Genomic DNA, 14,788 nt, shown 5'->3' with positions numbered 1-14,788 from the left:
TTGCCCGCGCGGTCCGTGTTGCCCATGCGGTCCGTGTTGCCCCCGCGGTCCGTGTTGCCCACGCGGGCCGTGTTGCCCACGCGGGCCGTGCCGCCGACGCCGCTCACACCGTTCGCGGCGCTTCGGCCGTCGTGGTCCGGCGTCGGGGCTGTCACGGTGGGCCCGTCTGCAGCTCGCGTGCCATGTCCGCCCGCAGGCGGAGTGTGGTGACCAGGCGCTGGAAGGCCTCCGCCCAGTAGCTCCCGGCTCCCGGTGACGCGTCCTCCGGCTCGTCCGGCACCGCGAGGAGCCCGTCGAGCCGGCCGGCCTCCGCCGGGTCCAGGCACCGCTCGGCCAGCCCCATCACTCCGCTGAAGCTCCATGGGTAACTCCCCGCGTCGCGTGCGATGTTGAGCGCGTCGACCACCGCCCGGCCGAGCGGCGCCGCCCACGGCACCGCGCACACGCCGAGCAGCTGGAATGCCTCGGACAGGCCGTGCGCCGCGATGAACCCGGCGACCCACTCGGCCCGTTCGCCGGGGGTCAGCGTGCCCAGCAGCTTGGCCCGCTCGGCCAGGGAGACCGCGCCCGGACCGCCCGCCTCCGGTGCCGATGGCTCGCCGAGCAGCGCCCGCGCCCAGACGCCGTCCCGCTGCCGTACCGCCGCCCGGCACCAGGCGGCGTGCAGTTCGCCCTGCCAGTCGTCGGCCACCGGCAGGGCCACGATCTCCTTCGGCGTCCGTCCGCCGAGCCGCCCGGACCAGGTGCTCAGCGGCGCGGCCTCCACCAGCTGACCGAACCACCACGACCGTTCACCTCGTCCCGTCGGCGCCGTGGGCTGGACACCGTCGCGCTCCATGCTCGGATCGCACTCGTGGGGTGCTTCCACGACGATCGTGGGCGTCTCGCGGGTGCGGTCCAGGGCCACGCAGGTGCCGGCCCGCGCGGCCATCCGGGCGGCGAGCGCCGACATCGGCAGTGCCGACAGCAGCTCCGCCGCCGTCGAGCGGACGTTGCGGCTGCGGTCGCCGAGGGCCTGTTCCAGGAACGGCTCGTCGTCCGGGCCGAGTCCGGTGCGCAGCGAGTCGAGGAACATCAGCCGGTCCTCGGCGCGCTCCGTGGCCCAGGTGCCGGCCAGCAGCGCGCGGGCCGCCCCGGGATCGCGGTCACGCAGCGCCGACAGCAGCGCCACCCGTTCGGCGAACAGGCCCTCCCGCCACAGCCGCTCGATCACCTCCGGCTGGTCCGGACCCGGCAGGGCCGTGCCGCCGCCGGGCGCGGCCCGCAGGGCGAACCGCCAGTCCGGGTTGAGGCGGGCCAGCCACAGCGCGCGCGGACCGGCGAACTCCAGCACCGCCGGCCGCAGATCCGTACGGCCCCGAGCGGCGTCGAGCAGTGCGGGCAGCGCCTGGGGCGGTGGGGCCCAGCCGCGGGCGTTGGCCAGGGCGAGCCACTGCGGCAGCAGCTCCATCAGGTCCGGCGCGGTGCCTCTGCGGCCGCTGCCCGCGCCGGGGCGGTCGGCCAGCAGCGTGCCGAGTCTGCGGGCCGCCGCGGCGGGCAGCGGGGGACGCGGGTCGGCGGGGGCCGGTTCGGGCCGGGGTGCGGGCGTGGCGGGGCGCAGGCCGGCCCGCCGGCGCACGGTCGCCGCGGCTGCGGCGTCCAGCAGCGCCACCGGGGCCTCCCGGCCGCCCGCCGGCGTCGGCGGCGTACGCCGGTCCGTGCCGAGCAGCGCGGCGGTGACCAGTTCCTCCCAGGCACCGGACGCGGGCCGGGCCACGGGGGCCGAGGTCGTGTTCATGCGCTTCCTTTCGAGGAGGCCCCGGGAGTCGCCGAGGACCCGGCGGTACGGGTGTCCCGAGGGGCACGACGAATGCGTGGCTGCGGGCAAGAGATGGCGAACCGCGCGGCGGGAGGCGTGCGTACGCCGCCGCCTGGCATGGGTCAGTGCAGCGAGACCACCTCACCGTCGCTGCGGGGCCAGGCCGTGAGCGGGGTGAAGCCTCGGTGGCCGCACTCGCCGAACACCGTCACCGGTGCGCCGCCGGACAGGGCGACCAGCCGCCACAGCCCGGGGCGGCCGGCCGCGGCCGGGGTCAGCGGCAGCGCCCCCTCGCCGTCGGCGTCCGCGAGCTGCCAGGACTTCCCGGCCGGCGTCGGTATCACCGACTCCAGCGTCACCGGGACCGACTCCAGCCACGGATCGTCCCGCAGCGCTTCGCCGTACCGGGCGGTCGCCTGCGCGGTCGTCACCCCCTTGGGCCGTACGGCCGTCGGGGCGGGCGGGGCGAACCGCTCGCCGAGGGCCACCCGGTGCCGCCCGTCCCCGGGATAGGCGGACACCTCCGCGTCCAGCGCGAGGCCCACCGGCAGCGCCAGCTCCGGGGCGCGGCCGGCGGCGCCGTACGACAGCAGCAGCGCGGTGCGGTCCGTGGCGGCGCCGTGCAGCCATGTCCGGCGGGTCGTCAGTTTCCCGTCGGACGTGTCGTACTGGGCGAGGACCAGCCACTCGTCGCGCACCGGCGGCCCGTCCGGCGCGGAGGGCAGGCCGACGCGGGAGCGGACCGTCGCCACCAGGCCCTCCGGCAGCCGCTCACGGCCCAGCCAGCCCTGGTCGAGCAGATGCAGCAGGGCGCACTCCTCCAGCAGCCGCACCGGCCAGCCGGGCCCGGAGCCCGGGATCGCCCCCAACTCCCGCACCCGTGCGGCCAGTCCCGGTGCCTGCGCGTCGACCATGCGGGCCGCCGTCTCCTCCCACAGCCCGTATCCCGCCTGCTCGGCCGTGGCCAGGCCGGACCGCAGCAGGTCCGCCAGCCGCTGCTCCAGCTCCGTGGCCCCGGCGGTGATGCGCTCGGCCCGGCGTTCGGCCCGCCGCCGCGCCGCCTCCGGATCGGCGGGCGCGGACCCCGCCGTCTCCGCCGTCCGCTGCTGCGCGGCCCGGTTTCTCCTCCCCTCCAGCCACCGCCGCGCCCACTCCGGCGGCTCCGCCCGCGGCACCGCGCCCTCGCCGGCCGACCAGAGCAGCAGCAGCCCCAGGGCGTGCTTGCACGGGAACTTCCGGCTGGGGCAACTGCACGTGAACGCCGGGCCCGAGGCGTCCGCCAGGTCCACGACCGTCCGGTACGGCGTGCTGCCGCTGCCCTCGCACAGCCCCCACACCGCCCCCTCGCCGGAACTGCCCGCACCGGACCACGGCCCGGCCGCGCCGAGTCTGCTTCCCGCTGTGCGCGACGCGGCGTCAGGTGCCAGTGCCAGCACCTGGTCCGCACTCCAGCGCACCCCCTGCTGAGTCATGTCCCCGACGGTAGGTCCCCCCACTGACAATCGGCCCCGGCGAGCGCGTTTGCCCAGGTCGGAACGCATTGTCAGTGGGGTGGTGCACGGTGGACGCAGATCACCGACCGGCCGAGCTGGAGGGGGACTCAGACATGCCTGTGACCGTGGATCCGACATCCGTGGCCGTGGATCCGGCATCCGGGGAAGTGCGGCGGACGGACGCGACCGAGGCGTTGCGGCCGCACGCCGAGGACGCCTTCGCCCACGAACTCGCCGCGCTCGCCGCGCAGGACGACCGTCCGCGCCCGCACCGCTGGAAGCTGTCGCCGTGGGCGGTCGCGACCTACCTGCTCGGCGGCACCCTGCCCGACGGCACGGTGATCACTCCGAAGTACGTCGGCCCGCGCCGCATCGTCGAGGTCGCCGTCACCACGCTCGCCACCGACCGCGCCCTGCTGCTGCTCGGCGTGCCCGGCACCGCGAAGACCTGGGTGTCCGAGCATCTCGCCGCGGCCGTCAGCGGCGACTCCACGCTGCTGGTGCAGGGCACCGCCGGCACCCCGGAGGAGGCCATCCGCTACGGCTGGAACTACGCGCAGCTGCTCGCCCACGGCCCGAGCCGCGCCGCCCTCGTGCCCAGCCCGGTCATGCGCGCCATGGCCGAGGGCATGACCGCCCGGGTGGAGGAGCTGACCCGCATCCCGGCCGACGTGCAGGACTCGCTCATCACGATCCTGTCGGAGAAGACCCTGCCCATACCGGAGCTGGGTGAGGAGGTGCAGGCGGTCCGCGGCTTCAACCTGATCGCCACGGCCAACGACCGCGACCGGGGGGTCAACGACCTCTCCAGCGCGCTGCGCCGCCGCTTCAACACGGTGGTGCTGCCGCTGCCGGAGAGCGTCGAGGCCGAGGTCGACATCGTCTCGCGGCGCGTCGACCAGATCGGCCGCTCGCTGGACCTGCCGGCCGTGCCCGACGGCATCGACGAGATCCGCCGTGTCGTCACCGTCTTCCGCGAACTGCGCGACGGCGTCACCGCCGACGGACGCACCAAGGTCAAGTCGCCCAGCGGCACGCTGTCGACGGCCGAGGCGATCTCCGTGGTCACCAACGGCCTCGCGCTCGCCGCCCACTTCGGCGACGGGGTGCTGCGGCCGGGCGACGTCGCCGCCGGCATCCTCGGCGCGGTCGTGCGCGACCCGGCGGCCGACCGGGTGGTGTGGCAGGAGTACCTGGAGGCGGTGGTCCGCGAGCGGGACGGCTGGACCGACTTCTACCGCGCCTGCCGGGAGGTGAGCGCCTGATGCGGGGCGACGACGACCTCGGCTGGGGCCGCTCCGCCGGACGCGAGGGAAACGGCGGGTCGGGAGGCGACTCCCCGAGCAAGGTGTGCGCGGGGGGACGGGCGCCGTGGGCGGTGTGCGTGGACGGCGACGGGTCAGGGCCGCGCGGGTGAGGACGCGGGCTGGGCGGATGAGGACGCGGGCCACGCGGGTGAGGGCGCGGGCCGGGTCGACGAGGGGGACGGGATGACGGACGGTGAGGTTTCCGGGGGCCGGTGGCCGGGGCCCGGGCCGCTGCTGCTCGGGGTGCGCCACCACGGGCCCGGCTCGGCGCGGGCCGTGCGGGCGGCGCTGGACGCGGCCCGGCCGCGGGTGGTGCTGATCGAGGGTCCGCCCGAGGCCGACGCGCTCGTCCCGCTCGCCGCGCACGCGGACATGCGCCCGCCCGTGGCCCTCCTGGCCCACGCGGTGGACGAGCCCGGCCGCTCGGCGTTCTGGCCGTTCGCCGAGTTCTCCCCGGAGTGGGTGGCGCTCCGCTGGGCCCTCGCGCACGACGTCCCGGCTCGCTTCGTCGACCTGCCGGCCACCCACGCACTGGCGTGGGGGAAGGACCAGGACCAGGACCGGAATCGGGACCCGGCGGACCCCGACCCCGAGTCCCCCCGGCCGCCTGCACCCGGTGCGCGGGTGCGGCTCGATCCGCTCGCGGCCCTGGCCGAGGCCGCCGGGTACGACGACCCCGAACGCTGGTGGGAGGACGTCGTCGAGCACCGGGGACCGGGCCTCGGGGACCCGTTCGCGCCGTTCGCCGTGATCGAGGAGGCGATGGGGGCGCTGCGGGAGACCGAGGGCGGCGGGGACGGAGGCAGGGCGGACGACGCCTGGGGGGACGACGAGCGGGACCTCGTGCGCGAGGCGCAGATGCGGCTGCAACTGCGCGCCGCGCACAAGGAGTTCGGCGACGCGGTGGCCGTGGTGTGCGGCGCCTGGCACGTGCCCGCGCTGCGGCGGCGTACGACTGTCGCGGCCGACAAGGCGCTGCTGAAGGGGTTGCCCAAGGTCCGCACCGACCTGACGTGGGTGCCGTGGACGCACCGGCGGCTCGCGCGGGCCGGCGGGTACGGCGCGGGCATCGACTCGCCGGGCTGGTACGGGCATCTGTTCGCCGCGCCGGACCGGCCCGTCGAGAGGTGGATGACCAAGGTGGCCGGGCTGCTGCGGCAGGAGGACCGCATCGTCTCCTCCGCGCACGTCATCGAGGCCGTGCGGCTCGCCGAGACGCTGGCCGCGGTGCGCGGCCGCCCGCTGCCCGGCCTCGGTGAGACCACCGACGCGGTGCGGGCCGTGATGTGCGACGGCTCGGACGTACCGCTGGCGCTGGTGCACGACCGGCTGGTCGTGGGCGACGTACTCGGAGAGGTGCCACGCACGGCACCGGCCGTGCCCTTGCAGCGCGACCTGGAGCGGTCGCAGCGCCGGCTGCGCCTCAAGCCCGAGGCGGCGGTGCGGGAGCTGGAGCTCGACCTGCGCAAGGAGACCGACGCGGAGCGCAGCCGGCTGCTGCACCGGCTGCGGCTGCTGGGGATCGCGTGGGGGGAGCCGGCGGCCTCGCGGGGGAGCACGGGCACGTTCCGGGAGACGTGGCGGCTGCGCTGGGAGCCGGAGCTGTCCGTGCGGGTCGCGGAGGCCGGCGTGTGGGGGACGACCGTGCTCGCCGCGGCGACCGGCAAGGCGGAGGCGGACGCCGTGGCCGCGCGGGCCCTGGCGGAGGTCACCGCCCTCGCCGAGCAGTGCCTGCGGGCCGGGCTCGCCGACGCGCTGCCCACCGTGATGCGGGTCCTCGCGGACCGGGCCGCGCTCGACGCGGACGTCGGCCACCTCGCCCAGGCCCTGCCCGCCCTCGTCCGCGCGCTGCGCTACGGCGACGTGCGGGGCACGGACACCGGGGCGCTCGCGAAGGTCGCCGCGGGACTCGCCGAGCGGATCTTCGTCGGCCTGCCCTCGGCGTGCGCCGCACTCGACGCGGACGCCGCGGCCGAGATGCGGCGCCACCTGGACGCCGTGCACGGGGCGGTGGGTCTGCTGGACGAGGCGCGGGAGCCGGCAGGCTCCGCCCGGGACGAGCCGTCCGGTGGCGCCCCGGCCGGCGACGCCCCCGCCGGCTGCCTCCCGCTCGGCGACGCCCCGGTCGGCGGCCTCCCGCTCGACGGCGGCCCGGCCGGCGGCCACGCCGGGTTGCGCGGACGGTGGCAGGGCGTGCTGCGGGTGCTGTCGGGGCGGGACACCGTGCCCGGGGTGATCCGCGGCCGGGCCACGCGGCTGCTGCTGGACGACGGCGAGCTGGACCAGGACGAGGCCGCTCGGCTGATGGGGCTCGCCCTGTCGCCGGGCACGCCGCCGGCCGACGCGGCCGCGTGGATCGACGGCTTCGTCGGCGGCGGGGGCGGCGGACTGCTGCTCGTGCACGACGAGCGGTTGCTCGCGCTGATCGACGGCTGGCTGACGGGGGTGCCGGCGGAGGCGTTCACGGACGTGCTGCCGCTGCTGCGGCGGACGTTCTCGGCGTACGAGCCGGGAGTGCGCAGAACGCTCGGCGAGCTGGTGCGGCGCGGGCCGCGCGAGCGGGGGAGTACGGGTGCGGGCGGAGAGGGCGTGCCCGGCTTCGGGGCCGGGCTCGACACCGAGCGGGCGGACGCCGTCCTGCCCGTGGTGCGGCTGCTGCTGGGCCTGGACAAGGACCGGCAGCCGTCCGGCGACAACGACCTTGCGGGGGTGGGCGTATGACGAACCGGGCGATGACCCACGGGGACACGACAGTGCCGGCGGGCGCGTTGGATCCCGCGGGCCAGACGGGCCAGACGGGCCAGGCGCGCTCGGCGCACCAGCGGGACCCGGCGGACGACCCGCGGAACTCGGCGGACCCGCAGAACCCGGCGGACGCGGCGCGGGAGCGGTTGCGGCGCTGGCGGCTGGTGCTCGGCGGCGACGGCGCGGACGGCACCGGGAGCGCGCTGTCCCGACGGGACGCGGCGATGGACGGAGCGCTCACCGCACTGTACGGCCAGGGGGACAAGCCGCCGACGGGACGGGACCGGGCGGCCGGCCTCGGGGCGTCGGCGCCGTCCGTGGCGCGCTGGCTCGGGGACATCCGCACCTACTTCCCGTCCTCCGTCGTCCAGGTCATGCAGCGCGACGCCATCGACCGGCTCGGTCTGTCCACGCTGCTGCTGGAACCGGAGATGCTGGAGGCCGTGGAGGCCGACGTGCACCTGGTCGGCACGCTGCTGTCGCTGAACAAGGCGATGCCGGAGACCACGAAGGAGACCGCCCGGGCGGTCGTACGCAAGGTCGTCGAGGACCTGGAGAAGCGGCTCGCCCCCCGCACCCGGGCCGCCCTCACCGGCGCCCTGGACCGCAGCGCCCGGGTGCAGCGGCCCCGCCACCACGACATCGACTGGAACCGCACGATCGCGGCCAACCTCAAGCACTACCTCCCGGAGCACGGGACGGTCGTGCCGGAGCGGCTCATCGGGTACGGGCGGGCCTCCCGGTCGATGAAGAAGGAGGTGGTGCTGTGCATCGACCAGTCCGGTTCGATGGCGGCGTCCGTCGTGTACGCCTCCGTCTTCGGCGCGGTGCTGGCCTCCCTGCGGGCGATCGACACCCGGCTCGTCGTCTTCGACACGGCGGTCGTCGACCTGACCGACCGGCTCGACGACCCGGTGGACGTGCTGTTCGGCACCCAGCTGGGCGGCGGCACCGACATCAACCGGGCGCTCGCCCACTGCCAGTCGCGGATCACCCGGCCCGCGGACACGGTGGTCGTGCTGATCAGCGACCTGTACGAGGGCGGCATCCGGGACGAGATGCTGAAGCGGGTGGCGGCGATGAAGGCGTCGGGAGTGCAGTTCGTGGCGCTGCTCGCGCTGTCGGACGAGGGGGCGCCGGCCTACGACCGGGAGCACGCGGCGGCGCTGGCCGCCCTGGGGGTTCCGGCGTTCGCCTGCACGCCCGACCACTTCCCGGAGGTGATGGCGGCGGCGATCGAGAAACGGCCACTGCCCATACCGGACATGACTACCCATCGGTAACGGGGGGCTTGCGCAACCTCGGGCGTTCCGTGCAAGGATCGGCGCCGCGTATGCCCGAGGCCGCCGGCCCGCCGTACGCCCTTCGATCCCCGACTCGTCCGCCCGCCGTTCCCTCGCACGGAGGTCCCGCCGCCCTTGACCTGGCAGCCCGCTCTGTCCGGTGCCGCTGTGCGCGTCCTGCGCGCGGCGGCGGGGCGGCGCGCGCTCCGGACGGCGCTGTTGCTGGGCGGGTTGTTGGCGCTCGGACTGCTCTGCGGCCAGCGCGCCCACGCGGCGGAACCGGCAGCCGCCGGGACCCTGACGAGGACGGCACCCGCGGGGAGCCTCACGTCGGCGACGGCACCCGCGGCGAGCCCGGCGACGGCGACCGCGACGGCGACGGCGACCGCGACGGCGAAGGCGACGGCGGTGGCGACCGCGACGGTGACCGACGCCGAGACGGCGCACGTCCACCACACCGCGCCGGTGACCTCGCTCCCCGCCCGCCTCGACCTGCCGTCCCTCCCCGCACAGCAGACTCTCCCCGTACAGCAAACTCCCCCCACACAGCCGTCGCTCCCGGAGCCGTCGCTCCCGGACGCGTCCCTCCCGGCGCCGCCGCTCCCCGCCCCGTCGATGCCGGCGCCGCCCGCGATGCCGGGGGCGCCCGCGCTGCCGGCGCTTCCGTCACTGCCGTCCGTCCCCGACGGCCCGCAGCTGCCCACGCTGCCCGGCGCCGGTGACACCGCCGGAGCACCGGGCGGCGCGGCGCACGACACGGTGGACGCCCCTCAGGCGCACGAGGACGCGCCGCGCACCGACGGCGCCCAGGGCACGGCCCTCCGCACCCCCCGCTTCGGCCCGGCGGCCCCCGTCACGCGCGCTCAGCAGCACGCGAAGCCGTACGCGGCCGCCCCCGCCCACGCGCCCGTGCCGCCGGAGCCCGCCGGGGGCGCGAGCGGTGCCGTCACGGGTGGTTCGGCGGCCGACAACAGCACGCCCCGGCACGGTGACGCGCACGCGGTCACCCCGCACCACAAGCTGCCTCTGCCGGCACGGGCCGGCACCGCGGCCCGGTGTACCGCACCTCGGATCCAGGACAGGTACCGGGACATCCCCGTCTTCCCCGCCTAGGCAGGCCTTCCCCCGCCGTGGACCTGCCGCGCGGGGGCGGACCAGGTCTGCCTCGTCCCTCCGGACGCCCTCGCGGCGGTTCCCGGACGGATGCTCCCGAACCCCAGCCTCAATCGCCGGCGCAGCCCGCCCCGAGGTCACCGACTCCCGAGGTCGGCGACCCGGCGGTGCGCGGCCGCGCCTTCCGAAGGATCTGACGCACATGAACAAGAACATCCGCCGTTCCATCGTGATAGCCGCCGGTGTGACCGGCGCCTGGGCGCTCGGCTCGGCCGTGGCCAGCGCCGACGAACTGCCCGCCCCCTCGGTGTCCGCCCCGGACCCGACGGCCGACGCCACCGCCGACGCCGGCCTCGGCGTGGTCCCCGACACCGTCGGCGGCGTCCTCACCACCACGCAGCACACCCTGTCCGGCCTGACCGGCACACTCACCGGCACCACGGCCCCGGCCATCTCGGGGGCGACCACCACCGCCACCACGGCCGCCACCACGGCCACCTCCACCGCGACCGACCTCCTCGGCACGGCCGCGCACACGCCGGCCTCCGCCGCCGACCAGGCGCGCCGGTACGTCGACGCCGACGTCACCGTCCCGCAGGCGGCCCAGCCGCGTGCCGCGCAGGCCATCGCGGGCGCGCACGCCGCCCGGGCGGCGCACACCGCGCACACCGCGCACACCGCGCACACGGCGCTCACCACGGCCACGCACGCCACCGACGACCTGCCCGCCACCCCGCAGGCTCCGGACCTCCCGCACACCCCGAACGACGGCATCGACTACCTGTTCGGCCCGCTCGCCGCCTTCGCGCCCGAGCTGGAGCAGGCGCTGGCCGCCGCGCAGACGAAGCTGCAGGGAGTTCAGGCGGCGGCGCACAGCACGGCGCAGGGCGTCGACGGCGTCGTACGGACGAAGGCGCAGCAGACGGTGGCAGGCGCGGGCCGCACGGCGGCGGGTGCGCAGGACGCGACGCGCACGGCAGCCGCCGGGGCGGCGAACCGCGCGGACGGCGCGGCGGCCCTGGCGCAGGGGGAGGCCGGGGGAGTGCGTGCCGCCGCCGTGGCGTCCGTCGCCGCCGTTCCCGCGCATCTGACCGGTGCGGTGGACGGTGTCGAGCAGCGGGTCGTCGGCACGGTCGCCGCGGTGCCCGGCACGGTGAGCCCGGTGGTGCGGGAGACGACGGCCGCCGCGGTCCCGCCGGTGGTGGGCGCGGCCGTCGACGGCGTGCTCCCGATCGCGGGCGGCACGGTGGCGGACGTCCCGCCGCTCGCCGCCCGGGCCGTCTCCGGTGTCGACGGCACCGCCACCGCGGCCGTGCGGGGCGTGCACCCGGTCGCCACGGGCGCGGTCACCGGCGTCTCCGGGACGGCCACCCACGCGGTCACCGGTCTCACGCAGACCGCCACCCACGCGATCACCGGTCTCACGCAGACCGCCACGAACGCGGTGACCGGCGCCGCCCGGACCGCCACGAACGCGGTGTACGGGGTCTCCCCGGTGGCCGGTGACGCGGTGCACGGCGTCACCCCGGTGGCCGGTGACGCGGTGTACGGCGCCGGTGCGACCGCCGGGCAGGCCGTCGCGGACGCGTACCCGGTCGTCGGCGGCCTGGGCGCGGACGTGCCGCCGTACGCCACCGGGCTGGCCGGTCAGGTCGCCGGTGACGCGGTGGACGCCGTGCTGCCGCCGGTGGCGGGCACCGCGGTGCACGGCGTGCTGCCGGTCGCCGGCCAGGCCGTCGCGGACGCGGGCGCGCTGGCGTACGGCGTGGCCGGTGACGTCACCCCGTTCGCGGGCGGGACCGCCGGCCACGTGGCGCCGCTCGCCCACGGGGTGACCGGTCAGGCGGGCGGCTTCGCCCACGGGGTCGCCGCCGAGGTGCCGGTGTTCGCGGACGGCGTCACCGGCGCGGCACAGCCGGTCGTGGACCTCGTCCGCCCGGTCGCCGACGGGCTGGCGGACAGCGCCACCGGGCTGGCCCACGGCGTCACGGGCGAGGCCGTGCCGTTCGCGGGCGGGGTCGCGGGCCAGGCGCACGCGTTCGCCTACGGCGTGACCGGCGAGGTGGCGCCCTTCGCGCAGGACCTGGCCGGGACGGCCGGGGACGGCGCGGGCCCGCTGGCCGGGCACGCGGTGCGGGGCACCGAGGGAGTGACGGACTCCGTCCTGCCTGGGTATGCGCATGACATCGAGTACGCCGGGCACCAGTTCCACCCGTACGGCGACCCGCACGCCCCCCAGGGCCGCATCTGACCCGACGGCGCGGCACCGCAACCGGCACGGACGGTGCCCGTCCCTCCGCCACGGCGCCGGACCGGACATGGACCGGCCGGCGCCCGCCCGGCTCCGCGGGGTCGACGGACCCGGATGGCCGAAAGCCATCGGCTCCTCCGACCCGAGCCCCGCGGTCAGGAGGCCGGACGGTCCCCATTGGGGTGGGGATCGCCCGCCTCACACCCCCGTCACGGCCGCGCAGGCCGTGACGGGGGCAGCTCAGAGGCCTCACCGGGTCGACCCCAGCCCGGTGAGGCCCCGCACTTCATGGCACGGCGTGCCATAAGTCACGGCATCATGTGACGCGTCTCACCGCTCAGGTGTGACCTCCGATTTAGAGCCGAAACGCCAGCGGGGATAACCTGCGAGACGGACATGCCGCGCGCTCGGACACCGTGTGCGCCCCCCTTGTGACAAGCGGACGTCACGTTGCCCTTCGCGGCACGCCCACGCATCCAACGAACCGCGAGATCACTGATAGGGACGGAAGCGCGTGGACCTGTTCGAGTACCAGGCGAGGGACCTCTTCGCCAAGCACGATGTACCGGTGCTGGCCGGTGAAGTCATCGACACGCCTGAGGCGGCGCGCGAGATCACCGAGCGTCTGGGCGGCAAGTCCGTCGTCAAGGCGCAGGTGAAGGTCGGTGGTCGCGGCAAGGCCGGCGGCGTCAAGCTGGCCGCCACCCCGGACGAGGCCGTCGCCCGCGCGACGGACATCCTCGGCATGGACATCAAGGGCCACACGGTCCACAAGGTCATGATCGCCGAGACCGCTCCGGAGATCCTCGAGGAGTACTACGTCTCCTTCCTCCTCGACCGTGCCAACCGCACCTTCCTCTCCATCGCCTCCGTCGAGGGCGGCATGGAGATCGAGGAGGTGGCGGCCACCCGCCCCGAGGCCGTCGCGAAGATCGACATCGACGCCATCGACGGTGTGGACGAGGCCAAGGCCCGCGAGATCGTCGAGGCCGCCAAGTTCCCGGCCGAGGTCGCCGACAAGGTCGTGAACGTCCTCGTCAAGCTGTGGGACGTCTTCGTCAAGGAGGACGCCCTCCTGGTCGAGGTCAACCCGCTGGCCAAGGTCGCCTCCGGCGAGGTCATCGCCCTCGACGGCAAGGTCTCCCTGGACGACAACGCCGAGTTCCGTCACCCGGACTTCGAGGAGCTCCACGACAAGGCCGCCGCCAACCCGCTCGAGGCGGCCGCCAAGGAGAAGAACCTCAACTACGTCAAGCTCGACGGCGAGGTCGGCATCATCGGCAACGGCGCGGGTCTCGTCATGAGCACCCTCGACGTCGTCGCGTACGCCGGTGAGAACCACAAGGGCGTCAAGCCCGCCAACTTCCTCGACATCGGCGGCGGCGCCTCCGCCGAGGTCATGGCGAACGGCCTGGAGATCATCCTCGGCGACCCGGACGTCAAGTCCGTCTTCGTCAACGTCTTCGGCGGCATCACCGCCTGCGACGCCGTCGCCAACGGCATCGTGCAGGCCCTGGAGCTCCTGGAGAGCAAGGGCGAAGAGGTCACCAAGCCGCTGGTCGTCCGTCTCGACGGCAACAACGCCGAGCTGGGCCGCCAGATCCTGGACGACCGCAACCACCCGCTCGTGCAGCGCGTGGACACCATGGACGGCGCGGCCGACAAGGCCGCCGAGCTGGCTGCTGCCGCGAAGTAAGGGACGAGGTCACAGAACACCATGGCTATCTTCCTCACCAAGGAATCCAAGGTCATCGTCCAGGGCATGACCGGCTCCGAGGGCCAGAAGCACACCAAGCGCATGCTGGCTTCCGGCACCAACATCGTCGGCGGCGTGAACCCGCGCAAGGCCGGCCAGACGGTCGACTTCGACGGCACCGAGGTCCCGGTCTTCGGGTCCGTCAAGGAGGCCATCGAGAAGACCGGCGCCGACGTCACGGTCATCTTCGTCCCGGAGAAGTTCACCAAGGACGCGGTCGTCGAGGCCATCGACGCCGAGATCCCGCTGGCCGTCGTCATCACCGAGGGCGTCGCCGTGCACGACACGGCCTCCTTCTGGGCGTACGCCGGCAAGAAGGGCAACAAGACCCGCATCATCGGCCCGAACTGCCCCGGTCTGATCACCCCGGGTCAGTCGAACGCCGGCATCATCCCGGCCGACATCACCAAGCCGGGCCGCATCGGCCTGGTGTCGAAGTCCGGCACGCTGACGTACCAGATGATGTACGAGCTGCGCGACATCGGCTTCTCGACCTGCGTCGGCATCGGCGGTGACCCGATCATCGGCACCACCCACATCGACGCGCTGAAGGCGTTCCAGGACGACCCCGACACCGACCTGATCGTCATGATCGGTGAGATCGGCGGCGACGCCGAGGAGCGGGCCGCGGCCTTCATCAAGGAGAACGTGACCAAGCCGGTCGTCGGCTACGTCGCGGGCTTCACCGCGCCCGAGGGCAAGACCATGGGTCACGCGGGCGCCATCGTCTCCGGCTCTTCGGGCACCGCACAGGCCAAGAAGGAGGCCCTCGAGGCCGCCGGCGTCAAGGTCGGCAAGACGCCGACCGAGACGGCGAAGCTGGCCCGCGAGATCCTCGCCGGCTGAGCGGTTCGACCAACACGTAGGCCCGTCCCTTCCGTGGGACGGGCCTACGGCGTCTTCGACGTCCCCGGCGTGAACGCCGTGGGGAGCGCACCCGGCGTTACGGGGCGCCGCTGCGTAGGGGTGACTGCAACCCCCTAGGGGCGCGGGGAACTGCGCGACCAGCCACCTCCCACCCGCACCCGGCGACGAAGCGGCA

At 75.5% G+C, this 14,788-nt stretch carries 9 protein-coding genes; 7 read left to right on the top strand and 2 right to left on the bottom strand.

Annotated elements, in window-relative coordinates:
• Positions 1 to 151: 151 nt before the first annotated feature.
• The gene (locus ACF1AL_RS18085; RefSeq protein ID WP_391826493.1) at positions 152 to 1,777 is read right to left on the bottom strand and encodes a DUF5691 domain-containing protein; all 1,626 of its coding nucleotides are present in this window, start codon (positions 1,775 to 1,777) and stop codon (positions 152 to 154) included.
• Between the two features lie 143 nt (positions 1,778 to 1,920).
• Positions 1,921 to 3,270 carry an SWIM zinc finger domain-containing protein gene (locus ACF1AL_RS18080; protein WP_391826491.1) on the bottom strand — a complete coding sequence of 450 codons (1,350 nt, stop codon included), beginning with the start codon at positions 3,268 to 3,270 and terminating at the stop codon, positions 1,921 to 1,923.
• A 134-nt stretch (positions 3,271 to 3,404) separates the two neighbouring features.
• Between ACF1AL_RS18080 and ACF1AL_RS18075 the strand changes: the two genes are divergently transcribed.
• The 7 genes from ACF1AL_RS18075 (at position 3,405) to sucD (ending at position 14,592) form a co-directional block, all read left to right on the top strand.
• Complete coding sequence (locus tag ACF1AL_RS18075; protein WP_391826489.1) at positions 3,405 to 4,556, top strand: AAA family ATPase; 1,152 nt, start codon at positions 3,405 to 3,407, stop codon at positions 4,554 to 4,556.
• Between the two features lie 225 nt (positions 4,557 to 4,781).
• Positions 4,782 to 7,319: a DUF5682 family protein gene (locus tag ACF1AL_RS18070; RefSeq protein WP_391826487.1), complete on the top strand. Its 2,538-nt coding sequence runs from the start codon at positions 4,782 to 4,784 to the stop codon at positions 7,317 to 7,319.
• An 11-nt stretch (positions 7,320 to 7,330) separates the two neighbouring features.
• Positions 7,331 to 8,626, top strand: coding sequence for a vWA domain-containing protein (locus ACF1AL_RS18065; RefSeq protein ID WP_391826485.1), 1,296 nt, complete (start codon positions 7,331 to 7,333; stop codon positions 8,624 to 8,626).
• A 135-nt stretch (positions 8,627 to 8,761) separates the two neighbouring features.
• The gene (locus ACF1AL_RS18060) at positions 8,762 to 9,739 is read left to right on the top strand and encodes a hypothetical protein (RefSeq protein WP_391826483.1); all 978 of its coding nucleotides are present in this window, start codon (positions 8,762 to 8,764) and stop codon (positions 9,737 to 9,739) included.
• A 202-nt stretch (positions 9,740 to 9,941) separates the two neighbouring features.
• Complete coding sequence (locus tag ACF1AL_RS18055) at positions 9,942 to 11,990, top strand: hypothetical protein (RefSeq protein WP_391826481.1); 2,049 nt, start codon at positions 9,942 to 9,944, stop codon at positions 11,988 to 11,990.
• A 514-nt stretch (positions 11,991 to 12,504) separates the two neighbouring features.
• Positions 12,505 to 13,686, top strand: a complete 1,182-nt coding sequence (gene sucC / locus ACF1AL_RS18050; protein ID WP_366837940.1) for an ADP-forming succinate--CoA ligase subunit beta — start codon at positions 12,505 to 12,507, stop codon at positions 13,684 to 13,686.
• 21 nt (positions 13,687 to 13,707) lie between these two features.
• A complete protein-coding gene (sucD, locus tag ACF1AL_RS18045) occupies positions 13,708 to 14,592 on the top strand; it encodes a succinate--CoA ligase subunit alpha (protein ID WP_366837941.1) in 885 nt (294 codons plus the stop codon).
• Positions 14,593 to 14,788 lie beyond the last annotated feature (196 nt).

Source organism: Streptomyces sp. NPDC014801, assembly GCF_043082085.1.
Taxonomy (GTDB): Bacteria; Actinomycetota; Actinomycetes; order Streptomycetales; family Streptomycetaceae; genus Streptomyces.
Note: the sequence above shows the minus strand (reverse complement) of the source record. Positions and strands in the feature narration are given on the sequence as shown.

Excerpts from the sequence above, each read along its gene's own strand:
- ACF1AL_RS18070 (WP_391826487.1), top strand. The coding sequence starts at position 4,782 with ATGACGGACGGTGAGGTTTCCGGGGGCCGGTGGCCGGGGCCCGGGCCG.
- ACF1AL_RS18065 (WP_391826485.1), top strand. The coding sequence starts at position 7,331 with ATGACCCACGGGGACACGACAGTGCCGGCGGGCGCGTTGGATCCCGCG.
- ACF1AL_RS18080 (WP_391826491.1), bottom strand. The coding sequence starts at position 3,270 with ATGACTCAGCAGGGGGTGCGCTGGAGTGCGGACCAGGTGCTGGCACTG.
- sucD (WP_366837941.1), top strand. The coding sequence starts at position 13,708 with ATGGCTATCTTCCTCACCAAGGAATCCAAGGTCATCGTCCAGGGCATG.
- ACF1AL_RS18075 (WP_391826489.1), top strand. The coding sequence starts at position 3,405 with ATGCCTGTGACCGTGGATCCGACATCCGTGGCCGTGGATCCGGCATCC.
- ACF1AL_RS18085 (WP_391826493.1), bottom strand. The coding sequence starts at position 1,777 with ATGAACACGACCTCGGCCCCCGTGGCCCGGCCCGCGTCCGGTGCCTGG.
- ACF1AL_RS18055 (WP_391826481.1), top strand. The coding sequence starts at position 9,942 with ATGAACAAGAACATCCGCCGTTCCATCGTGATAGCCGCCGGTGTGACC.